The sequence below is a fragment of the Corynebacterium sp. HMSC073H12 genome (assembly GCF_001837775.1).
Taxonomy (GTDB): Bacteria; Actinomycetota; Actinomycetes; order Mycobacteriales; family Mycobacteriaceae; genus Corynebacterium; species Corynebacterium amycolatum.
The window spans coordinates 36,071-57,772 of record NZ_KV834035.1 but is presented as its reverse complement, the minus strand read 5'-3'; the positions used below and the strand labels follow the sequence as shown (position 1 = coordinate 57,772).

General features: G+C 59.2%; 20 protein-coding genes. 10 read left to right on the top strand and 10 right to left on the bottom strand.

What is annotated here, in order from left to right; all coding sequences use genetic code 11:
* Positions 1-12 precede the first annotated feature (12 nt).
* Positions 13-846, bottom strand: coding sequence for a glutamate ABC transporter substrate-binding protein (locus HMPREF2708_RS05355; RefSeq protein WP_246840364.1), 834 nt, complete (start codon positions 844-846; stop codon positions 13-15).
* Here HMPREF2708_RS05355 and HMPREF2708_RS11255 point away from each other — a divergent pair.
* Entirely contained in the window at positions 781-939 is a 159-nt protein-coding gene (locus HMPREF2708_RS11255) for a hypothetical protein (RefSeq protein WP_246840367.1), read from the top strand. The genes HMPREF2708_RS05355 and HMPREF2708_RS11255 overlap by 66 nt on opposite strands.
* 30 nt (positions 940-969) lie before the next feature.
* Here the strand turns inward: HMPREF2708_RS11255 and HMPREF2708_RS05350 are convergent, their stop codons facing one another.
* Positions 970-1,698, bottom strand: a complete 729-nt coding sequence (locus HMPREF2708_RS05350; RefSeq protein ID WP_070833588.1) for an amino acid ABC transporter ATP-binding protein — start codon at positions 1,696-1,698, stop codon at positions 970-972.
* 134 nt (positions 1,699-1,832) lie between these two features.
* Entirely contained in the window at positions 1,833-3,119 is a 1,287-nt protein-coding gene (locus tag HMPREF2708_RS05345) for an MFS transporter (protein ID WP_070833225.1), read from the bottom strand.
* A 259-nt stretch (positions 3,120-3,378) separates the two neighbouring features.
* Between HMPREF2708_RS05345 and HMPREF2708_RS05340 the strand changes: the two genes are divergently transcribed.
* From HMPREF2708_RS05340 to HMPREF2708_RS05325, 4 genes are all read left to right on the top strand, one after another.
* On the top strand, positions 3,379-3,828 hold the full coding sequence (locus tag HMPREF2708_RS05340; RefSeq protein ID WP_070833222.1) for a MarR family winged helix-turn-helix transcriptional regulator: 450 nt from the start codon (positions 3,379-3,381) through the stop codon (positions 3,826-3,828).
* A 34-nt stretch (positions 3,829-3,862) separates the two neighbouring features.
* Positions 3,863-5,293 carry an adenylosuccinate lyase gene (gene purB / locus HMPREF2708_RS05335; protein ID WP_070833218.1) on the top strand — a complete coding sequence of 477 codons (1,431 nt, stop codon included), beginning with the start codon at positions 3,863-3,865 and terminating at the stop codon, positions 5,291-5,293.
* A 190-nt stretch (positions 5,294-5,483) separates the two neighbouring features.
* Positions 5,484-6,413 carry an alpha/beta fold hydrolase gene (locus HMPREF2708_RS05330; RefSeq protein WP_070833215.1) on the top strand — a complete coding sequence of 310 codons (930 nt, stop codon included), beginning with the start codon at positions 5,484-5,486 and terminating at the stop codon, positions 6,411-6,413.
* Positions 6,414-6,748: 335 nt separating this feature from the next.
* A complete protein-coding gene (locus tag HMPREF2708_RS05325; protein ID WP_070833212.1) occupies positions 6,749-8,728 on the top strand; it encodes a vWA domain-containing protein in 1,980 nt (659 codons plus the stop codon).
* A gap of 2 nt (positions 8,729-8,730) precedes the next feature.
* Here the strand turns inward: HMPREF2708_RS05325 and HMPREF2708_RS05320 are convergent, their stop codons facing one another.
* The 6 genes from HMPREF2708_RS05320 to HMPREF2708_RS05295 all read right to left on the bottom strand — a co-directional run bounded on the left by HMPREF2708_RS05320 (position 8,731) and on the right by HMPREF2708_RS05295 (position 15,095).
* Entirely contained in the window at positions 8,731-9,444 is a 714-nt protein-coding gene (locus HMPREF2708_RS05320) for a VOC family protein (protein WP_070833209.1), read from the bottom strand.
* Positions 9,445-9,518: 74 nt separating this feature from the next.
* Complete coding sequence (nrdF, locus tag HMPREF2708_RS05315; protein WP_080971523.1) at positions 9,519-10,523, bottom strand: class 1b ribonucleoside-diphosphate reductase subunit beta; 1,005 nt, start codon at positions 10,521-10,523, stop codon at positions 9,519-9,521.
* Positions 10,520-10,984 carry a class Ib ribonucleoside-diphosphate reductase assembly flavoprotein NrdI gene (gene nrdI, locus HMPREF2708_RS05310; RefSeq protein ID WP_083321880.1) on the bottom strand — a complete coding sequence of 155 codons (465 nt, stop codon included), beginning with the start codon at positions 10,982-10,984 and terminating at the stop codon, positions 10,520-10,522. The genes nrdF and nrdI overlap by 4 nt, the downstream gene beginning before the upstream one ends.
* Before the next feature lie 347 nt (positions 10,985-11,331).
* The gene (locus HMPREF2708_RS05305) at positions 11,332-12,294 is read right to left on the bottom strand and encodes a MaoC/PaaZ C-terminal domain-containing protein (RefSeq protein ID WP_070833206.1); all 963 of its coding nucleotides are present in this window, start codon (positions 12,292-12,294) and stop codon (positions 11,332-11,334) included.
* A gap of 53 nt (positions 12,295-12,347) precedes the next feature.
* Entirely contained in the window at positions 12,348-13,706 is a 1,359-nt protein-coding gene (locus tag HMPREF2708_RS05300) for a 3-oxoacyl-ACP reductase (RefSeq protein WP_070833203.1), read from the bottom strand.
* A 66-nt stretch (positions 13,707-13,772) separates the two neighbouring features.
* Positions 13,773-15,095: an acetyl-CoA C-acetyltransferase gene (locus HMPREF2708_RS05295; protein ID WP_016421400.1), complete on the bottom strand. Its 1,323-nt coding sequence runs from the start codon at positions 15,093-15,095 to the stop codon at positions 13,773-13,775.
* 296 nt (positions 15,096-15,391) lie between these two features.
* Here HMPREF2708_RS05295 and HMPREF2708_RS05290 point away from each other — a divergent pair, with 296 nt between their 5' ends.
* From HMPREF2708_RS05290 to HMPREF2708_RS05270, 5 genes are all read left to right on the top strand, one after another.
* A complete protein-coding gene (locus HMPREF2708_RS05290) occupies positions 15,392-16,285 on the top strand; it encodes a phosphoribosylaminoimidazolesuccinocarboxamide synthase (RefSeq protein ID WP_038626496.1) in 894 nt (297 codons plus the stop codon).
* A gap of 5 nt (positions 16,286-16,290) precedes the next feature.
* Positions 16,291-18,510 carry a S9 family peptidase gene (locus HMPREF2708_RS05285; protein ID WP_371326296.1) on the top strand — a complete coding sequence of 740 codons (2,220 nt, stop codon included), beginning with the start codon at positions 16,291-16,293 and terminating at the stop codon, positions 18,508-18,510.
* Between the two features lie 4 nt (positions 18,511-18,514).
* Positions 18,515-19,186 carry a 5,6-dimethylbenzimidazole synthase gene (gene bluB, locus HMPREF2708_RS05280; RefSeq protein ID WP_070833201.1) on the top strand — a complete coding sequence of 224 codons (672 nt, stop codon included), beginning with the start codon at positions 18,515-18,517 and terminating at the stop codon, positions 19,184-19,186.
* A 132-nt stretch (positions 19,187-19,318) separates the two neighbouring features.
* Positions 19,319-20,128, top strand: a complete 810-nt coding sequence (locus HMPREF2708_RS05275; RefSeq protein ID WP_244262049.1) for a polysaccharide deacetylase family protein — start codon at positions 19,319-19,321, stop codon at positions 20,126-20,128.
* Positions 20,129-20,174: 46 nt separating this feature from the next.
* Complete coding sequence (locus HMPREF2708_RS05270) at positions 20,175-20,666, top strand: glutathione peroxidase (protein ID WP_070833198.1); 492 nt, start codon at positions 20,175-20,177, stop codon at positions 20,664-20,666.
* Positions 20,667-20,672: 6 nt separating this feature from the next.
* On the opposite strand, the gene HMPREF2708_RS05265 is transcribed toward HMPREF2708_RS05270, so the two are convergent.
* The gene (locus HMPREF2708_RS05265) at positions 20,673-21,686 is read right to left on the bottom strand and encodes a hypothetical protein (protein ID WP_070833195.1); all 1,014 of its coding nucleotides are present in this window, start codon (positions 21,684-21,686) and stop codon (positions 20,673-20,675) included.
* Positions 21,687-21,702 lie beyond the last annotated feature (16 nt).

Here is a 21,702-nt window from a genome sequence, read left to right as displayed (position 1 = left end):
TCGCACCCCTTCCTACTTCTTCTCTACGAACGACAAATCGCCGATTGCTGGCTTGTCATCGAGCTCGAACTTGTCGCCCAAATGCTTCTTGACAATCTTCTGAAGTTCACCGGTGTCGTACAGCGACTCCAGCGCCTCATTGATGGCCTCACGGCTGGCATCATCGCCCTTGGGTAGACCGATGCCGTAGTACTCGTTGGTCCAGTAGGAGCCATCGGGGTTACGCAGCTCAACCACGCGGAAGTCATCGCCGAAGCGTTCCTTGTAGCGCTGGGCGAAGCCCGCGAGAATAGTCGCATCGGTGGTCAGGGCATCGACGACACCCTGCTTCACACCTTCGGCGCATGCGGCGTAGGTATCGAACTCCTGCAGCTGCACCTCCGGCAGAGCGTCCTTGACCTTCTGCGCTGGGGTGGAACCGGAAACAGAACACAGGCGAGTGCCCGGGGCGACGTCGTCAAGCCCCTGGATGCCCTCGGAACCGCGCACCAACAGTGCCTGGTGCGTGACCAGGTACGGGCCGGCGAAGTCGACGGCAGCCAGGCGGCCAGCGTTGATGGAGTAGGTGGCGGCAATCATGTTGACCTCGCCGTTGTTAATTAGCGTCTCGCGCTGAGCGGACGGGGTCTCGCGCCACTCCATCTCGGGCACATCCCAACCGTTCTTGTTGGCGATGTACTCGATGACGTAGCGGGAGACATCTGTGTCGACGCCCGCGAACTCGCGGTCCGGGGTGCGCTCACCGAGACCCGGCTGGTCATACTTCGTACCCAACGTCACGTGCCCGGCCTCGATATCGGCCAGCAGGTTTCGGGGCCCGCCGCTACCGCACGCCGCAAGGCTCATCGTCGTGGCAACACTTACGACAGCCGCCGCAACTCGCTTGCCGACGACACCTCGGCGGCCCTGGTTGCGACTGCGTCCCCGGCCTCCTCGTAATAGTGAAAGCTTCATGGTGACCAGCCCCGCCTAGTGTCCGACGATCTTGGCCAAGAAGTCCTTGGCGCGATCGCTCTGCGGATTGGTGAAGAAGGTCTCCGGGTCGGTGTCTTCGACAACCGCACCGTCGGCCATGAACAGGATGCGGTCGGCCACACGGCGGGCGAAGCTCATCTCGTGGGTGACACAGACCATGGTCATGCCGCCCTTGGCCAGGTCGGTCATGACATCGAGGACCTCGTTAATCATTTCCGGGTCGAGCGCGGAGGTGGGCTCGTCGAAAAGCATGACCTTCGGGTCCATGGCCAGGGCGCGGGCGATGGCGACGCGCTGCTGCTGACCGCCGGAGAGCTGTGCCGGGTACTTGTCGGCCTGTTCCGCAATGCCGACACGGGCGAGCAGCTTGTCAGCACGTTCGCGCGCCTCGGCTTTGGAGATCTTGCGGACCTTCAGCGGGGCCAGCGTGACGTTGTCCCGAATGGTCATGTGGCTGAAGAGGTTGAACTGCTGGAAAACCATGCCAACCTCGGCACGCAGACGGGTGAGTTCCTTGCCCTCTTCTGGGAGAAGCTTGCCGTTGATGCGAATTTCGCCGCTGTCAATGGTTTCCAGGCGGTTGATGGTTCGGCACAGTGTGGATTTACCAGAGCCGGAGGGGCCGAGGATAACTACGACCTGACCAGCTGGGATTTCCAGGTTGATATCACGCAAAGCGTGGTAGTCGCCGTAGTACTTATTCACCCCGGCAATCGAAATCATGCTCTGTGGTGTGGAGGATTCAGTCATGAGGAAAGTATAGGTGACTCACCGCACATAACTGTTATCGGTGTTCCTTGCCCGATATTCACCTGTAAAAAGTGACGGCACACTTATTAATAGTGACTGCACACCAATTAGTTCTGAATATCCACGCGATGGCGTTGTGCAACGGGCTTGCGGCCATGCACGAACCAGTAGAAAACGGCCGCGAGAACCACCACAACCGCCAGGCCTGCGTACATCTTGTCAAAGCCAATCGTGGCAGCTACCGAGCCCAACACGATTGGGCCGAGGCCGATGCCTGCGTCGACAAGCAAGAGCAGCGTCGAGATGCCCGTGCCCAACTTGTGCGCCGGCGCCAGGTGCACGGAGATGGTCTGGCACGCCGGCATCAGCGTGCCGTAGCCCAGGCCGCAAAGCGCGCCAGCGGCGATGACGTGCCAGTCAGTGGTTGCGAAAGCCAGAACAAGCAGTGAGATGGTGAAGCACACCAGGCCGATGGCAATTACCGGGTTGTCGCCGCGGCGATCCTGTAGGCGTCCCAGCGAGAAGCGTGCTGCCATCATCGCCACCGCATAGGCGATGAAGAAGAAGCTGGCGCCCCTAGTCAGGCCGCCCAGCTGCGAGTATCGGTTCAAAAACGTAATCACGCCCGCATACGCCAGGCCGATGAGCAGCATGAATAGGCCAATCGGTACCACTCTCGGCGTCATGATGTCATCGAAGGAAAATGTGCGCTTCGTCTCGCTTGCCGACGAATCCTCGGTGGCCTCGGCCTTGGTTGCCGCAGTGGTGGGCCCGTTGTGTTGTGGCAGACCGAGTGCCAGCACCAGTCCGACAACGGATAGGCCGAGGGCTGTGGCAAAGAGGACGCTGTAGCCGACCGAGCCAATAAGGGCTAGGCCGAGAGCTGGGCCAATCGCAGTGGCCAGGGTGGTGCCGAGCGAGATATAGCCAGTTCCTTCTGCGCGGCGCGAAGCCGGAATAGCGGTCTGGGCGGCGGCCATCACGGCGGTGGAAGCTAATGCGTAGGTCAGGCCGTGGATGATGCGGATTGCAATCAGGACCGGCAGGGATGCGGCCCAAATGTAGGCGGCACAGGCTGCCACGATGACAGCGAGCGAGCCAAGCATGATTCTGCGACCACCGAAGGTGTCCACCAAGTAGCCGGAAAAGAGACGCGCGATGGTGGCGCCGACCACGAAAGAACTGGCAGCGAAGCCACCGGCGGCATCTGAGGCGGAGAAGCGCTGGACGGCGTAGAGCGCCATGACTGTGATTGAAAGGTAGAACACCAGGTACATGCTGAAGTTAATCAGCCAGCTGATGATGAACGCGGGGGAGAAGAGCTTGTCTTGCCCGTGCTGCTCGTCCTGCTCGTTCTGTCTGCGCCTCTTCTGCGTGGTCGTATGCGTTGTCATGCTGAAAATACGGTCTCTTTTCTCGTTTGAAAACGATTGTGGAATTAGTGCTGTGGCAAAACTGCTTTCCGGCATTTGTATCGTGCAAAAATGCAGTTAGGGGTCGAATTATAACAATTGGTTTGTATGATGCAAACGCACTTTTTCGGCCTTGACCCCATCCGCGGCGCGCTAGAATAGGAGCTGTTCAGCAAACAGATACATCTCACAGGCTCATTAAAGGGCCAACATATAGGCGACAAGAGGATTGACTGCCATCGTGCGAAACGACGACCTAGCCGCGCTCGTTTACGAGAACATGCTGCTATCCCGGGTGAGCTCCAGCGGCTATCGACCACATCGCAAGGACATCCTGTTAGATCGCTCCGCCGCAGCACTACTGGCACGGCTGGAAGTGCAGCCGGATATGACAGTCGCCGAGCTTTCCGATGCGCTGGGGCTGGACATTTCTACGGTGCACCGCCAGCTGGCCGCCGCCATGCGGCAGGGGTATATCGCGAAGAGGTCTGCGCCGTCGTCAAGCGCGAAGGTGCATAGCGCGACCGACAAGGGGCTAGAGCTGCTGCACCGGGAAATCGAGGCGCGTAAGAAAACCGTCGATGACATTACGCATGACTGGGAGGACTCGGAGCTCACGGAGTTCGTGCGATTGATGCGCAAATTCAACGAAGGCGTGGAAGAAATGCGTGGTCATCCATGGCCTAGATAACCGCGGATGCCGTGGTCATGGAATACTTGAGGGCGTGGCTGAGAAAAAGAAGATTGCAAACGTCCTTGCTAACCGATATGCCTCTGCGACTCTGGCGGAGTTGTGGAGCCCTGAGTACAAGATCATTCTCGAGCGCAAGCTCTGGATCGCAGTTCTGAAAGCTCAGGTCGCCCGCGGAATTGAGGTTCCGGACGGCACTGTCGAGGCGTATGAGAAGGTCATCGACCAGGTTGACCTCGACTCCATTGCCGCCCGTGAGCGTATTACTCGCCACGATGTGAAGGCCCGCATTGAAGAGTTCTGTGAACTGGCTGGCACCGAGCACATTCACAAGGGAATGACCTCGCGTGACCTGACCGAAAACGTCGAGCAGCTGCAGGTTCTGCAGTCGCTGAAGGTCGTGCGAGACAAGGCCGTTGCCGTTGCCGCCCGCACTGCCGAGAAAGCCTCCGAGTACCAGTCGCTGGTCATGGCAGGTCGTTCCCACAACGTCGCCGCGCAGGCAACGACTCTGGGCAAGCGCTTCGCCTCCGCTGCGGACGAGATGCTGCTGGGTATCGAGCGCGTAGAAGACCTGATCTCCCGCTACCCGTTGCGCGGTATCAAGGGCCCGATGGGCACCGCCCAGGACATGCTGGATCTGCTTGACGGTGACGAGTCCGCACTGGCCTCCCTGGAAAACGAAATCGCTGAAGGCCTCGGCTTCGACCGCGTCTTTGACTCCGTCGGTCAGGTTTACCCGCGCACCCTCGACTTCGACGCTCTGTCCGCGCTGGTCGAGCTCGGTGCAGGGCCGGCATCGCTAGCCACCACCATCCGCCTGATGGCCGGTAATGAGACCGTCACCGAGGGCTTCAAGGAAGGCCAGGTCGGCTCATCCGCCATGCCGCACAAGATGAACGCCCGCTCCTGTGAGCGCGTCCACGGTTTCCAGGTCATTCTGCGTGGCTACATGACCATGCTCTCCGAGTACGCCGGTACTCAGTGGAACGAAGGCGACGTTTCCTGCTCCGTGGTCCGCCGCGTTGCGCTGCCGGACGCCTTCTTCGCCATGGACGGCATGTTTGAAACCTTCCTCACCGTCCTGTCCGAGTTCGGTGCATTCCCGGCCATGATTGACCGTGAGCTGGAGCGCTACCTGCCGTTCCTCGCCTCCACCAAGATTCTCATGGCAGCTGTCCGCGCTGGTATGGGTCGCGAGGAAGCCCACGAGATTATCAAGGAGCACGCCGTCTCCACCGCATTGGATATGCGCGAAAAGGGCGCCGAGCAGAATCTCACCGAACGTCTCGCTGCAGATGAGCGTTTCCCGCTGGATGCCGCAGGGCTTGCCGACGCTCTGGCAGACCGCCACGCTTTCATCGGTGCCGCAGAATCTCAGGTTGACCGCGTAGTTGCGCGTGTGCAGACCGTCGTGGACAAGTACCCAGAGGCCGCGGCCTACAAGCCGGGCGAGATTCTGTAGCTTCACGTGCGTCACGCGCGAATCGCGTAGCGCGAAACGCGAAACGCGCAAACGTAAGTACCTTTGAAAAACTCTGTCACGTTGGTGGCAGAGTTTTTCTTCGTTTGTTGGCGAAACCACCAGTGAGCAGCCAAGTTCCTCGGTACGATGAGCGATAAGTATCGAAACCTCTACGCGAAAGGTGCCCGACGTGACATCGGCTGTTAGGACTTCGCTTTCTCGCCCAGGTGCCACATTGAATGTGCTGCGCTGGGTCCCAGAAAATGACAAGGGCGCGCCCATTACTCCTAAGGGAGTGGTGCAGATTGTCCACGGCATGGTCGAGTACGCCAACCGCTACGCTAAATTCGCCGAGTACCTCGTATCCCAGGGCTATGCCGTCGTCGCGCATGACCATCGCGGCCACGGTATGACCAAGACGGATGCTGGCATCCCGGGCTACTTCGCTGACTACGGTGGCTGGAATCTAATTCTCGAAGACCTCCACGCAGTGCGCCAGTACGTTGATGCAGAATTCCCAGGCAGCAAGCACTATATTCTCGGCCACTCCATGGGGTCGCTTCTGACTCGTAACTACATCGCCAAGTACGGCGAGGGGCTTACCGGCGTCATTATCATGGGCACCGTGTCGTGGCCAGGAGCTAAGGGCGATGCGGGAATGAAGGTTGCAAACCTGCTGGCTAAGATTCGTCCTACCGCGCCGGGCAAGCTGCTCAACACTCTCACCTTTGCTGATTACAACAAGGGCTTTGAGCGCCGCACTAAGTTTGATTGGCTCACCCGCGACCACAAGATTGTCGATGCTTATATTGCGGACGACAAGTGCGGTTTCGTTCCCACCAATGCCTTTTTCCGCGACCTTCTCGTCGGCACGCACTACGCGAATTCGTCTGAAGCCTATGAGAAAGCGCCTGATGATCTGCCACTTTTCGTGGTTTCCGGTGCCGTTGATCCGGCGGGTGGCGCTGCCTGCGTGACTGAGGTCGTGGGCAAATACCTGAACGCGGGGAAGAAGGACGTGCGCTTTAAGGTCTACCCGGATGGTCGCCATGAGATTCTCAACGAGTTGAATAAGGAAGAGGTCTACGCCGATATTTTGGCGTGGTTGGAGTCCCACTAAGGGGAGCTGGTTAATAGGCGAAAAGTGTGCCCGCTCGGCGTGTCGACCGGCGCGTCGGCGGGTGGGCGCCTTCGATACTTACCTCAATGCGAGTTACTGACCGCGTTTATGTCAGCGACGGCGGGTCGATCCGAGTTACTGACTGCGTTTATGTCAAAAATGGCCCGAAAAATGGCCTGAAAGTGTCATAGACTCGCACAGTTTCACATTTGCAGCCCGTATTCACGTGTGGAGTCCGTAATTTTTGGTGTCTGCCCAGTCATTATCTTGAGAGTCAGACACACCTTTTGTCGGGTAACGTTCTTTTCACGCTGGAAGAAAAGGAACCGACCCACATGATCAGAACAAGACAACTCTCGGCGGTCGTGCTCACCATTTCCATGTTGCTGGTGCTCGTAGGCTCTTTTGCGGGAATCACAGCAGGGCGTGCACAGGCGCAAGAGGCTGCGAGTACTATCTCGCCAACCATGGTGATCCTGGATGCTTCAGGGTCAATGCTTGCCGACGATGCGGGTGGCCAAACCCGAATGGAGGCAGCGAAGGACGCGACGAGTAAGTTCGCGGGATCTGTGTCAGAGGATTCCGAAATTGGGTTCATGGTCTACGGCACGGAAGTCGGCAATTCGCCGGAGGAGCGGGAAGCTGGCTGTCAGGACATCACCACGCTGCTGCCCGTGCAGGCTGGCAACTCGGCGAAGATTCCTGCTGAAGTAGGAAAGATCCAAGCCTCCGGCCACACCCCGATGGGGCCTGCGCTGCGTCAGGCTGCCGATGAGTTGCCGAAAGAAGGGCAACGTTCGATTGTGTTGGTCTCCGATGGTGAGGACACCTGTGCTCCGCCACCGGTGTGCGAGGTAGCCAAAGAACTCAAGCAGCAGGGCATTGATCTGGTCATCAACACAGTTGGTTTCCTCGTTGATGCGGGCGCACGTGCTGAACTGGAGTGCATTGCTGAGGCCACAGGCGGCGAGTACCTAGACGCCCAGGACTCCGATTCGCTGACTGAGTCCATGAAGACGCTGGCGACCCGCACCGCACGCACCGCGCAATCCAGCGCGCAAGAGATACAGGGCGGCGACGCTCCTACGAGCGCTACCCAGGTGCCTGCCGACGTGGAAACGTTCTCGACCAAGCTGCGGGAAAAGACTCCTGAGTCCGAGCGCAGCATCAGTAATCAGGAAGGCGACGGTGCTGAGTACTTCTCCGTCCCGGTTGCTGAGGGAGAGCGGCTTGCAATTAGTGCGGCCACCGTGCCGGGAGCGTCGTCAGGCGCGACTTTGATGGACCTAGATGTCCGCGACTTCGCGCTCACTATGCATTTGGACGACAGCAGTTGCTTCCTTGCCAATGATTTCGGCAATGGCATCATCGACTCCAATGGCCCCTTTTTCGCATCGATAACAACCAAGCAGTCCGGAGGAGCGGAGGGGGACTGTAAGTCGGGCAATATGGTGTTCTCCGTGGCTCGAAAGGGCGGCCCCTTCGAAGGTCAGGACATTCCTGCAGAAGTGACTATTAAGCGTTTCGCCAACGAAAACCTGACCGATGTGCCGGAGGCGTTCCCGTCCGACAAGGAGAGCTTGAACCCTCCGCCCGCGACACCGGAAGCAGATCAGGCTAAGAAGGTCACCCCAGGTTCGTGGTTCGATGACGCCACGGAACTTAATGCAGACAACATCAGCAGCGTCACGGCCGACATTGTTCCTGGTGAGACGCACGTGTACAAGATCAAGTCCGAGTATGGGCAGCAGCTCCGCGGCGCCGTCAAACTCATTGACGCCCCAGAAGCGGACAAGCTTGCACAGATCTCCGGCCTGGATATCAAGACGCTGAACTCGGCACGCCAGCTCGCCGGTAGCGAGGAAACCCGTCCTGTAAATGAACACCAGATCGGCGAAGAGACAACATTTGGTAACTCGGCCCGGATTAACTACCGCAATCGGATCGGCGAAGATGGTGAAAAGTCGGGCGACTACGAGGCTGAAAGAGCCTGGTTGGATGGCGACCAGTACATCGTTGTCTTCTTCAACAACAGTTGGGGCGCCGGTAAATCCCACGATGTCGCGGATGTTCAAAACGTCCCGGTGACTTACCAGCTGACCACGGAGTTGGTCGGCGAGAAAATCCCGGGCCCAGCTTTTGAACAGGTAGCGCACAAGTCGCCAAGTAGCGAAACCCCGACTAGTAGCCAGCAGAATCCGAAGGCCACCGAAGAAAACGAGGATGACGGCTCCTCGAAGATGATGTGGTTCTCTATGGGGGCGGTGCTTCTGGTCTTGGTCGTCGGCGCGACAATCGCGTTGACCCGTAAGTAACGCTAGAGCGTCCAGTACACGCCGAATCGGTCAGGCTGAGGCTGGACTCCGGGCTTGACGACGGCTTCCGTGCCCTCGGCAACCTCAGCGCCTGTCAGGCCAAGTGCTTGGCAGGCGCTTTCGACCTCTTCGGCAGAATCGCTGGAGAGGCGCATCGCCACACCGTCGCCGAAGGTGAAATTGTGCATGCCCGGCGAGTCGAGCGTCATGAAATTCCCTGACCCGAAAAGCTGGTTGTATACCTCGGTGGCCGCGGCAGCCTGTGGTTCGTCGCCTGTCCACATGAAGTAGGGAATAACGGCGGGATTCGCTGTCTCTGTGGCAGCGTCCGTGCTTGCAGCCCCGCCGGGTGGTGGATCAACCATCAGTTGCCAGTTGACCCCATTACCGTCGACCAACCAGCCAAAGAGCGGCGAGAAATCGTAGCTGGTCAGCGGCATGAGTGCGGCACCGCCGCTAATAGTTTCATCACCCGCCATCAGATGCTCCCACAGTCTGCGCAGCTGGTTTTCCTGCCCCGGGGCAAAGCGCACCATAAAAGACACAGCAGGGGTTAGCTGGCGTTCCGCATCTTCAATGAGCTCAAAGTCCATACCGCCGATGGTGAGCGAGGTGGAATTGGACTTGATGTTGGAGTGAAAACCTTCGGCGTAAAACCGCGCAGCGGCGCGGGGGTCGTCGTTAAGCGCGATCATGGCCGAGATGGAAACAGTCATGAAAATGAGCCTAACGACGAGCGCCTAACCGTGCGAATGCTCCTCTCTTAGTATGAGTGACGAAGGAAGCGGTTTTAGAAATCCCAGTCTTCATCTGCGGTGTCTTCGGCTTTTCCGATGACATATGCGGAGCCGGAACCGGAGAAAAAGTCGTGGTTTTCATCTGACCCCGGGGTGAGGGCGGCGAGAATTTCGGGCTTGAAGGCGGTCTCTTCATGGTTAAACCGCTGCGGGTATCCCAAGTTCATGAGCGCTTTGTTGGCGTTGTATCGAATGAAGTTGGCAACGTCGTCGTAAAGCCCGAGTGGTTGGTATAGGGCTTCGGAGTACCTCAGTTCGAGCTGGTATAGATCGTCGAGAAGCTCGAAGACGAAAGCCTTCATCTGCGTTTGCGTGGCGGTGTCGTAGGTTTCTACGCCTCGCTGGAATTTGTAGCCGGAGTAATAGCCGTGAACAGCTTTGTCACGCAGAATCAGGCGCACCATGTCGGCGGTATTGGTCAGGATGCCACGTGATGCGAAGTGCAGCGGGAGGTAGAAACCGGCGTAGAGCGAGAAGGACGAAAGAAGCGTTGCTGCCGCCTTTCGCTTGAGTGGAACGTCGCCGTAATAGTGTTTGAGCACAGCTTTTGACCGAGCCTGCAGGATGTCATTGGCGACTGCCCATTGGTAGGCAGCGTCGATGTCAGGGGTATTGGACAACGTAGAAAATACTGAAGAATAGGACTTTGCATGCACTGCTTGCATGAAAGCAATATTCGTGTAGACGGCCTCTTCATGTTCGGTGCGGGCATCTTGAATTTGGGAAATCTCCCCGACAGACGCCTGGACTGTGTCGAGCATGGTCAGTCCGGTGAAGACCTTCATGGTCAGCTCGCGTTCTAAATCGGTGAGACGTCGCCAGTCTGCAAGGTCATTGGACAGCGGAACTTTTTCGGGCAGCCAAAAATTTGCTGTTAGGCGATTCCACACTTCGAGATCTTTGTCATCCTGCACTCGGTTCCAGTTGATCGGCCGAAGGCGGGCAGCTGGGTCCTTTCGAAAAGACGGTGGCGTAGTTGAATAGCTGTAGATGTTCAAGAAGTAGCGCTCCTCCAGAATTTTTCCAGGCCCTCTTTGACGTTCTCCACATCGTGGTCTGTCCCCAGTAATTCGTAGTGGTATAGCTCCGGGACCTGGCATTTTGCAGAAATGATGGCTCCGGCTATGCAAAAGTCGGTGCCGAAATTTGTGTTGCCCGAGGTGATGACACCGCGGATGAAACTCCTGTTGGTTTCGTCGTTGAGAAAAGCGATGACTTGTTTAGGTACCGCGCGGCGCCGACATCCGCCACCATAAGTCGGTGTGATCAGGACAAATGGGCTGCAAACGCGAATCATTCCGTCTTTTCGCGGATGTAACGGGATGCGTGCTGCTGGTTGAGCCAGCTTTTGGACGAACCGGTGAGTGTTTTCAGAAGCACTGGAGAAGTACACGATTCGGGGTGACTCCTCCGGTGGGAGTTCCGTGAAAGTCAGCGGCGTCTTCGATGGTGAAGACACTCAATTACCTCCTATGTTCAATGAATTGAACATAAAATAGGGGAGTGAATGGAATGTCAACAAGGTGTTGCCTACATGCGGTTGAAAAGTGCTTAGTCACGCAATTGCGAAGTAAAGCCGCGACTCTGCATTAACGGCGGAAAAACCCAGCAGCTGATCTTCAAGGCGGGAAAGCGGCGGGGTTGCCGGCCGGGGGGGAGGAGGCGGTGTCTCTCGGAGGGGGCTTCAGTCGTGTCCTGGGCAAAAGCACAACAGGGAAAATAAAACCGCCGCGCTTTGGAAAGGTCCAGTCGATGAGGAGACTGGTTTTCCAAAGCGCGGCGTTTTCTACAGCGCGTTCGCATCAACTACTTCAGCGGACGAACACTTCCGGTGAAGTGCGGACGCTTCTTCTTGCGATCCCACGCGACGATGTTGACTGCACGGCCGATGTTGGAGCTGCCCTCAGTCAGGTTGTGAGCAGCACCTGCACCGTCGCCGGTGTGGGTGAGTGCGACATTGATGGTCGTCGGCAGAACGACCGGCGCACCGAAGGAAATCTGGAACTCGTACGACTGACCTGGCAGAACCTGTGCCTCAGCCAACGCGCGGGAGGCGGTGTACATGCCGTGTGCAATCGCTGCCGGCATGCCCAGAGCCTTCGCGGAGACAGAGGTGATGTGAATCGGGTTCCAGTCACCGGAAACCTTGGCCCACTTGCGGCCAGTGTTGCCAGCCAGCTTCCACTGAGCAGTGGGGAAGGGGACCTTGAACTGCTCGCGCTTGATGGTCTCGGCGCCGGACTTGATGGCCTCGCGCTGTGCCTGGACCTCTTCGAAGCCCTCGGCATCCTTCAGGCGAACGCCCTTGGCCAGGTACACCGACTGCTCCTCGACCAAGGTGGCGCCGGATGTGGACGATACAACGGTCGACTCCAGAACAACCTCAGTGCCCGAGCGGTGAGCGCGGAATGCGGCAACCTTCACCGAGATATCAACCTTGCCACCGAGTGTGACAGGCGAGATTTCGCGGTAGGTGTTCTCGGTGTGGACCAGGCCCATCATCGGCAGCGGGAAGTCATCCGCAGCCATCAGTTCCATCTGAATGGGCATAATCAGGGCGTGGATGTGGCCGAAGAAAGCCTGCTCAGACTTCGGGGCGCCAACGACGTCGCGGAAGTCCTGGTCGCGGTCAGCGTCGACAGTGACGCCCTTGACCACTAGCTCATCGACCTTGATTTCGGTGGAGTTCGGGCGCTTCTTCGCCGAACCGGCAGCTGCCTTGGCGTAGAGCGGAACCAGATTGGGAATGGCATCCAGGGTCTTTGCCATAAGTTTTCCTCTTTCCTCCTTATCCGGAGCCTATGCGGAAGCCGTGGCTTCGCTTAGGCACCGACGATGTTCTGACCACAGACGCGCAGGACGTGGCCATTGACGCCGAGAGCGCGGTCGGAGACCAAGAAGGCGATTGCCTGGGCGACATCGCCCGGCTGGCCGCCCTGCTGCAGCGAGTTCACGCGTCGAGCAACCTGGCGGTTGACGAACGGAATAGCCGCTGTCATGTCGGTCTCGATGAAGCCCGGAGCAACAGCGTTGATGTTGCCGCCGCGCTTAGCGAATTCCTCAGCGTAAGCCTCAACCATTGCGATAACACCGGCCTTGGAGGTGGCGTAGTTGGTCTGACCGCGGTTACCGGCGATACCGGAGGTGGAAGCCATGGTGGCAATACGCGGAGCCTTCTCGAAGGCCTTGTGATTCAGCAGCTGTTCGTTCATCTTCAACTGAGACTCGATATTGACGGCGATGACCGAGCCCCACTTGGCGTCGTCCATGTTGGCGAACATCTTGTCGCGGGTGATACCTGCGTTGTGGATGACGATGTCCAGGCGGCCGTAGCGGGCCACAGCAGCATCGGCAATGGCGTTGCCGGCGTTGTCGGCAGTGATGTCCTGCTGCAGAGCCAGGCCACCGAGCTCGTTGGCAACCTTGGACAGCGCCTCGCCAGCCTGCGGAACGTCGATGACGATGACCTCTGCGCCGTCAGCCTTGAGCTGACGAGCGATAGCGGCGCCGATACCACGGGCGGAACCGGTGACAGCGGCAACCTTGCCAGCCAGCGGCTTATCCCAGTCAGCTGGGATCTCACCAGCGTCGGAGGAGACGCGGAGGAACTGGCCGTCGATGAAGGCCGAGCGGCCGGAGAGGAAGAAGTGCAGGGAGGAAATCACGGACGGTGCGGTGACTGAGACACCCGGAGCAACGAGGATGCCGTTAGCGGTGGAGCCGCCACGAACCTCGTGGCCGAGGGAGCGGATCAGGCCCTCGATACCACCGGCGACAGCGTTCTCAGCAATCTCGGCCGGAGTTGCGTTGTGGTGCGCATCCTTGGCGCGGGAGACGGTGACGATGCGGCCGCCCTTGTCCAGCTTGCGCATGTGCTTTGCAGCAGCGAGCACTGGGCCCTGCAGCTCTGCCGGGCGCTTAGCCTCGGTGGCGACGAGGACAATGGCACCAATCTTGTCGTCAGCGGCGTTGCCACGACGAACTTGCAGGCCCCACTCTGTCAGCTGAGCTGCAACTGCGTCTGCATCTGCACCCTCGCCGGTGACGAGCACCTTGTCGTTGTTCAGCAGCGGACCGCCCGGCTTGTGGCGGCGCAGGAACGGTGGCTGTGGCAGGCCAGCGGCCTTAGCCAGTCCAGTGAGCGGACCACCGTTGACGAGTTCCTGGTACTTATCGGCCATGGAAAATTCTCCTTGTCAGTAAACCTTGTAAATAAAAGTAAAAGTGTCTTTATCGGTGGTGCGCTTTTAGACGCGAGCCTCGAGAACTGCGACAACACCCTGGCCGCCTGCGGCACAGACGGAGATCAGGCCGCGAGTGGTCTTGCCGGTCTCGTCTGCCTTCTGGCGCAGCATCTTGGCGAGGGCTGCCACAATGCGGCCGCCGGTAGCGGCGAATGGGTGGCCGGCTGCCAGGGAAGAGCCCTTGACATTGAGCTTCTCGCGCGGAATGGAGCCCAGCGGGCCTTCCAATCCGAGCTTGGTGCGGCAGAACTCCTCGTCCTCCCATGCTTTCATGGTGGACAGGACGGTGCCGGCGAAAGCCTCGTGGATCTCGAAGAAGTCGAAGTCGTCGAAGGTCCAGCCGTTGCGGGCCAGCAGGCGCGGGGTGGCGTAAGCCGGAGCCATCAGCAGACCCTCATCACCGTGGACAAAGTCAACTGCGGCTGCCTCGGAATCGACGACGTCGGCAAGCACCGGCAGACCGCGCTCAGCGGCCCACTCCGGGGTGGAGACGAGGACGGCGGAGGCGCCGTCGGTAAGCGGAGTGGAGTTACCGGCGGTCATGGTCGGCTCTGCTTCCAGGCCGCGGCCGAAGACTGGCTTGAGCTTGGCCAGCTTCTCCGGGGTGGAGTCCGGGCGCATGTTGGTGTCACGGGAAACACCCTTGTACGGGGTGACGAGGTCAGTAAAGAAGCCCTCGTCGTAAGCGTTTGCCATGTTTTGGTGGGAAGCGGCGGCGAGCTCATCCTGCTCAGCTCGGGTAACGCCCCACTTGGCGGTGGTGATGGCCTGGTGTTCACCCATGGACAGGCCAGTGCGCGGCTCGCCGGTCGACGGAGTATCCGGAGCCAGGTCGGACGGACGGGCCTTCAGGAAGACCTTTGCCATGTCCAGAGTGGACTTCTGGCGGCTGGCCTCCAGCAGGATCTTGCGCAGACGGTCGTTGACAGCAATCGGAGCGTCGGAGGTGGTGTCCACACCGCCGGCGATAGCGGAGTCAATCTGGCCCAGCTTAATCATGTTGGAGACAGAGTTGAGAGCCTCCATGCCGGTGGCACATGCCATCTGAATGTCGAAAGCCGGGGTGTCCGGCGCCAGTGCGGAGCCGAGGACACACTCGCGGGTGAGGTTAAAGTCACGGGAGTGCTTCAGCACAGCGCCGGCGGAGACTGCGCCGAGGCGTTCGCCGCCGATACCGAAGCGGGCGACGAGACCGTCGATTGCAGCGGTCAGCATGTCCTGGTTCGACTCGTTAGCGTATTCCTTATTAGAACGAGCGAACGGAATGCGGTTACCGCCGACGACGACTGCGCGGCGCAGAGAGTTATTGTTGGCCTGAGCTGCCATGTGATTGTTCCCTTCAAAATCCTTGAAGTGTGACGTGAATTACTAAATTTAGACAATACTGGTATCGGTGTTTTCTGTCACGTTTTTAGAAATATTTTTGCCCAGTCATCTACCGAGCGGGGGCGGTGAGGGATAAACACCGTCGTTTACCTGTGAAAAATTCGATGGGCAGCAGTCCGGAATCTCAAAATTTTTCCCGCTTGACGACGGTAATTGCGTCAATCCCCACTAGTTGGGGTGGTGGCCGGAGGTATCAATAGAGTGCAAAGGCGTATAGGGGTTTAGACTTTATCGCCATGCGACCTGAACTTTCCTCGTATAACCATCTTTCCGCGGGCAAGGTCCGGGAAATCTACGAGATTGACCCTGAGACTCTACTGCTTGTGGTCAGTGACCGTATTTCTGCCTTCGACCACATTCTGGAGACCCCGATTCCTGACAAGGGTCGAGTGCTCACCGCGATGAGCGTGTTCTTCTTCGACGAGATCGACTTTCCGAACCATATGGCTGGCCCGGCTGACGATGAGCGCATTCCGGAAGAGTGCCTCGGCCGTGCGCTGGTGTGCAAGAAGCTGGACATGCTGCCATTCGAGTGTGTCGCACGTGGCTACCTAACCGGCTCGGGTCTCGTCGAGTACAAGGAAAACGGCACTGTCTGCGGCATTGAGCTGCCAGAGGGCCTCGTCGAGGGCTCCAAGTTGCCAGAACCGATTTTCACCCCGGCCACCAAGGCCGAACTGGGCGAGCACGACGAGAATGTCTCCTTCGACGCCGTTGTGGAGTCCCTGGGGCAGAAGCGTGCCGAAGAACTGCGCGATGCCACCCTGCGTATCTACACCCAGGCTGCTGAACTGGCTGCTAAGCGCGGCATCATCCTGGCCGACACTAAGTTCGAGTTCGGTCTCGACTCCGACGGCAACCTGGTGCTGGCCGACGAGGTTCTCACCCCGGACTCCTCCCGCTACTGGCCAGCCGACTCCTACCAGGAGGGTTCGGTTAACCCGAGCTTCGACAAGCAGTACGTCCGAAACTGGCTGACCTGCTCCAAGTCCGGCTGGAAGAAGGACGAGGGCACTCCGCCGCCGGCGCTGCCGGGTAGTGTTGTGGAAGCAACTCGCGAGCGGTACGTCGAGGCCTACGAACGACTGTCGGGCCGCCGCTTCTCGGACTGGATAGGAGAACCTGCGTGAGCGAAGTGACCTTGGACTCGGCATCCGTCGGCAAGCCTGCAAAAAAGGATTTGCCCGCACCCCGTGCACAACGGAAGCCGGTGACTCGGTCCTTCCACGGAAGGGACTTCACCGATAACTTCGAGTGGCTCCGCGATAAGGAAAACCCCGAGGTTATCGAATACCTAGAGGCTGAAAATGCCTATACGGAGGCTTTTACCTCCGATCTTGATGGCACCGCGGACGCGATTTTTAAGGAAATCAAGTCGCGTGTGCAGGAGACCGACATGTCGGTCCCAACTCGCCTTAATGGCTGGTGGTACTACTCACGCACGCAGGAGGGCAAGTCTTACGGGATGAGCTGTCGCGTGCGCGCGGAGGCCGGTGACGGTCTTGCCGCGTGGACGCCACCGACCATTGCGGACGACTCCCCGGCACCAGGAGAACAGGTCATCCTGGATGCCAACGAGCTGGCCGAAGGCCACGACTTCTTCGCCCTCGGCGCAGCGAGCGTCTCCGCGGACGGCAATCTGCTGGCCTACTCCACCGACGTCACAGGCGACGAGCGCTACACGCTGCGTGTAAAGGATTTGCGCACGGGCGAACTGCTTGACGACGAAATTGCGGGCATCGCCGCAGGTGCTACCTGGGTTGGCTCGGAATGGATCTTCTATCAGAAGGTCGACGAAGCCTGGCGGCCGGATTCCGTGTGGCGTCACCGCGTGGGCACCTCCACCGAGGATGACGTCTGTGTCTTCCATGAGCCCGATGAGGCCTACTGGGTCGGAGTCGGTACGGTACGCAGCGAAAAGTACCTGATTATTGAGAGCTCCTCGAAGATTACCTCCGAGGTTTGGTACCTGGACGCCAGTGACCCGACCAGTGAGTTCACCTGCGTGCGCCCGCGCGAGTCCGGTGTTGAATACGACATCGACCACGCCGTCATCAGGGGCCAGGATATGTGGCTGATTACACACAATATGACTGGCTCGAACTTCGCACTGGCCATGATGCCGGTGGGGTCTTTCGACAGTATTTCGGATCTCACTGAGCTGGTTGCTCACCGCGATGACGTCCGTGTCGAGGGCGTTGACTGCTTCGCTGGGCACATCGCGTTTGGATACCGTCGCGGCGGTATTGGTCGTGTGGCGCTGGCGGTATTGGCGCAGGACGAGGATGGTGCTGGCCCCGCTGAGACGGGCGATGCTGCCGACCCAGTGCCAGCCTCCGCTGTGAACTTCGTCGAGCTCGAATTCGACGAAGAGCTCTACTCCGCAGGCACTACCGGCAACGCTGAATGGGACACCCCGGTGTTGCGCTACGCCTACGGCTCCTTCACCACGCCGTCGCAGCTCTGGCAGATTGATATTGCCTCGGGCAAGCGGGTGCTGCTCAAGGAGCAGAAGATTCGCGGGGAGTTTAATCGCGGTGACTACGTCGCCAAGCGTGAATGGGTGAGTGCAAGCGATGGCGCCCAGATTCCGGTGTCGATTATTCACCGCGCGGATTTGGATTTGGATGCGCCGAATCCGACGCTGCTCTACGGCTACGGTTCCTATGAAGCCTCGATGGATCCGGGCTTTTCCATCGCCCGGCTGTCGCTGCTGGATCGTGGGATGATTTTTGTCATTGCACACGTCCGCGGTGGCGGCGAGATGGGCCGTGGCTGGTGGGAGAACGGTCGCGCAACCACGAAGAAGAACACATTCACTGACTTCGTCGCCGTCGCTGACTACCTGCTGGATTCTGGTTGGACCACGCGCGAGCAGTTGGTAGCGCTCGGCGGTTCAGCGGGTGGCATGCTGATGGGTGTGGTCGCAAACATTGCTGGCGATAGGTTCGCGGGCATTCAGGCTGTGGTCCCGTTTGTCGACTGCCTGACGTCCATGCTGATGCCAGAGCTGCCGCTGACTGTGGTGGAGTGGGATGAGTGGGGTGATCCGTACCACGACCCGGAGGTCTACGACTACATGGCCTCCTACGCGCCGTACGAGAATATCTCGGCCGATGTGAAGTACCCGAAGATTCTCGCGATTACTAGTTTGAACGACACTCGCGTGCTCTACGTGGAGCCGGCAAAGTGGATCGCCAAGCTGCGTGAGGTTGTCGGCGGCGAGCCGGGCCAGTTCCTGCTCAAGACCGAGATGTCCGCTGGTCACGGTGGTGTTTCCGGCCGTTACGAACGCTGGCGTCAGACTGCCTTCGAGTACGCCTGGATTGTCCACACTGCTGGTGCGGTGGAGTAACAGCATGGATATGCGTACCCTGCTGTCCGCGCAGGGTTTTGACACCGATTCGCTTTCCGACGATCAGTTGGCCGTCTACCACACGCTTTTTCGGCGGCGGGATGTCCGCCGCGAATTCGCCGGCGAAGTGTTGGACAGGGAGCGATTGATGCGCGTGTTGGCGGCCGCTCACGCCGCTCCTTCGGTGGGTCTGTCCCAACCATGGGACTTTCACATCATTCAGGATTCGGCTCGCCTGCAGCAGTTTGCCGACCACGTAGCCGGACGCCGCGCTGAATTCGCAGCCAAACTCGAAGGCGAGCGGCGCGAGACTTTCAATCCGATTCAGATTGAAGGAATTGTGGACTCGGGAACGGGCATCGTCGTCACCTATGATCCGACCCGTGGCGGCAAGAACATTCTCGGCCGCGACACCGTCGATGACACCGGGCTCATGTCAGTCGCGCTGGCTATTCAGAATTTGTGGCTGGCCGCTACGGCAGAGGGACTCGGCGTCGGCTGGGTCAGTTTCTACCATGAGGATTTCCTGGCCGACTTTGTCGGTGTCGAGGCGCCCGTGCGCCCGGTGGCCTGGCTGTGCATTGGTCCAGTAACGCACCTGGCAGCGGAGCGTGACTTGGAGAAGTTCGGTTGGCGCAAGGGCTTGGCGCTCGATGAGGTTGTGCACTGGGGATAATCCGTGCAGCAGACGCACAATTACGCTCACGCTGTTCCCTATATGCCCCTTACTTGAAAGGCCTCTGAGTATTCTCCAAGCTTTGTCCTCTCCGTTACCAAAAATTTACATACGCCTGTTTTTGTTGAATCCATGGCAGGCAGTGGGGTGCAAGAACAGATTCGGACGACCGACCAGGTCGTTCGTCCAGCGGGCAAAGAGCTCGTAACTGTTGACGGTGGTGTGGTCGGTTCGCCGCTTTTGGTGTCGGTGTCGGGTTTGCGCGATGGCACATTGCTCGATGTCGCTCGTTTCGTGGCAGCGATGGAACAGCGCGATATTACGCCGTCTCTGCTGGTAGCGCCGCATGCGGGTAAGAACTGGTCGTTGCGGGAAGCTCCGGCGGTGCTGGATTGGCTCCGCCGTCGTAGCGATGACGGCATCGAGATTGTTCTCGCGGGGTTCGATCAGTCGGTTCGAGGTCGAGGCGCGGAATTTGCGTCGTTAAGCGAACATGAAGCGCGCTTGCGCCTGACTGCCGCAACGCGCCAGATGCGTGCGATGGGTTTTGAAACGGATGTGTTTGCGCCGCCGAAGTGGACCATGTCGCCAGAGACCATGAACGTGCTGCCGGAGCTGGGCTTCCGTGTTGCAGCGGACCGAAATGGGGTCCGCGACCTGACCACTGGTGCTGTTGATCCAACTCGCGTGCTGGCTATCGGCGAGGGCTTCGGCGGCGCCGGTTGGTGGCGCCGTGCGGTGCGCTCCTCGGTGCAGCGCTCGCTGGGGAAGGGCCGCGCAGTGCGCATCTCCGTTAACGCTTCGAAACTGCGGGAGCACAAGCTGCGCCAGGATGTTGTCGACATCATTGACCAGGCGGTCGATGGGGGTGCGCAGCCGGTCAACCACTCTTCGGTGCCGCTGGGCCGCGAGCTGTTTGAAGGCATGGAGCAGGTCGGCTAGTCGTCACCTCTGACGGCTATCGTGGGACTGCCCTAGTGTGGGGTTTATGAGCAATCTCTTCGACATCCCCGTGACCACCATCGACGGCAACGAAGCAACGATGAGCGACTGGGCAGGCCACGTTCTGCTTATCGTCAACACCGCCTCGGAGTGCGGTTTCACGGATCAGTACGACGATCTGCAAGGACTTTTCGACGAACTCGCACCCCGCGGCTTCTTCGTCCTCGGCTTCCCCTGCAACCAGTTCGGTGGGCAAGAGCCCGGCAGTGCCGAGGAAATCAAGCAGTTCTGCCAGCGCGAATTCGGCGTTACCTTCCCGCTCTTCCAAAAGACGGAGGTCAACGGCGACAGCGCTCACCCACTGTACAAGCTGCTGAAGGAAACCCCGGACGCCGACGGCGAGGCCGGGGACGTGAAGTGGAACTTCGAAAAGTTCGTTATCTCGCCCGAAGGGGAGGTCATCGGCCGTTTCCGCTCCAATGTCTCGCCTGACGACGACGCTCTGCGCGACCTCATCGAGGAAAATCTGCCTATTTAAACTTGGCTATTTGGTGGCGTCCAGCGGTGCTTGCTCGAAGTAGCCCGTGGCGCCGTAGCCCACGATGCCACCTCGGTTGCGCAGGGTCATGCTAGCTAGACCGACCTTGCCAACCTCATCGCCACCGATGGTGACCCAGTCGCCCTGAACCGCGACAACCATGTTGGCGTGCACCCCAAGGCCTGCGGGGTAGCGGTAGAAAATTATGTCACCCACCTGAGGAGAGAAGTCCTTGTCGGTGACGAAAGCATCATGTGCCTTGTAGGCATCCATGAGCTGTTCGACATCCGTAACCAGCCATGGGTTCTCGGTTGTGACAGTGCTGTTCTGCTCTGTTCTTTTCTGCGCAGTGTTGTACTGCTCTGTGCTGTTGTTGTCGGTAGCACTATTGGCAGCCGAATTCTCGGGCGTATCAAAGACCGGAACACCCGCGGACGCGAGCAGGAATGACAAGAATGGTGCAGTCCAGGAACCGGAGCAGTCGACCGTGTCTCCGAATGCGTCAAGGTTTGGATTCAGCTTCGATGTCTGGTTCGCAGCCGCGTGTGCAGAACCCGGCCTGGTGGCAGCAGCGGCGGCGACGGCATCTGCATCAGCGGTTGGGTCTGCGTCTGAATTCGGGTGCTCGCCGACCTTGGGGATAACGCTGCGGATGTCGGCATCGGTAGCGCCACACGCCAGGCCGAAGTAAACCTCAGGGGAGGGCTGCTCCTCGTACTGATAGCGCGCAACATCCTTCAGAGCTTGCTGATAGTAGGGGCGGTCTGCCTCGGTGCGGGGGAACGTGCCACCACGCCAAGCCAGAACATTGATAGGACCGAAGAGCGTGAACCACCCGGCGAAGAGGAATATCGCCGTCAGTACCAGGATGGACACAGGCGGGATAGTGGCGCGAACACGTTGCAGCATGCTCGGTGAGGATGCGTTCTCCTGGCCGTCGTCAAGCGATGGTGAGGAAGACTCAGACCGTGCTGCGTGAGGCTGCTGTGCGGGCACAGGCGCGGGTGAATCGGTGGTCATATCTTCCCAGGATAGT

Bases quoted from the DNA above. Each gene is read 5' to 3' on its own strand.
- HMPREF2708_RS05265 (WP_070833195.1), bottom strand. From the start codon at position 21,686: ATGACCACCGATTCACCCGCGCCTGTGCCCGCACAGCAGCCTCACGCA.
- HMPREF2708_RS05295 (WP_016421400.1), bottom strand. From the start codon at position 15,095: ATGGCAGCTCAGGCCAACAATAACTCTCTGCGCCGCGCAGTCGTCGTC.
- bluB (WP_070833201.1), top strand. From the start codon at position 18,515: ATGGATATGCGTACCCTGCTGTCCGCGCAGGGTTTTGACACCGATTCG.
- HMPREF2708_RS05345 (WP_070833225.1), bottom strand. From the start codon at position 3,119: ATGACAACGCATACGACCACGCAGAAGAGGCGCAGACAGAACGAGCAG.
- HMPREF2708_RS05290 (WP_038626496.1), top strand. From the start codon at position 15,392: ATGCGACCTGAACTTTCCTCGTATAACCATCTTTCCGCGGGCAAGGTC.
- HMPREF2708_RS05300 (WP_070833203.1), bottom strand. From the start codon at position 13,706: ATGGCCGATAAGTACCAGGAACTCGTCAACGGTGGTCCGCTCACTGGA.
- HMPREF2708_RS05325 (WP_070833212.1), top strand. From the start codon at position 6,749: ATGATCAGAACAAGACAACTCTCGGCGGTCGTGCTCACCATTTCCATG.
- HMPREF2708_RS05320 (WP_070833209.1), bottom strand. From the start codon at position 9,444: ATGACTGTTTCCATCTCGGCCATGATCGCGCTTAACGACGACCCCCGC.
- HMPREF2708_RS05355 (WP_246840364.1), bottom strand. From the start codon at position 846: ATGAGCCTTGCGGCGTGCGGTAGCGGCGGGCCCCGAAACCTGCTGGCC.
- HMPREF2708_RS05275 (WP_244262049.1), top strand. From the start codon at position 19,319: ATGGCAGGCAGTGGGGTGCAAGAACAGATTCGGACGACCGACCAGGTC.
- HMPREF2708_RS05270 (WP_070833198.1), top strand. From the start codon at position 20,175: ATGAGCAATCTCTTCGACATCCCCGTGACCACCATCGACGGCAACGAA.
- HMPREF2708_RS05350 (WP_070833588.1), bottom strand. From the start codon at position 1,698: ATGATTTCGATTGCCGGGGTGAATAAGTACTACGGCGACTACCACGCT.
- HMPREF2708_RS05305 (WP_070833206.1), bottom strand. From the start codon at position 12,294: ATGGCAAAGACCCTGGATGCCATTCCCAATCTGGTTCCGCTCTACGCC.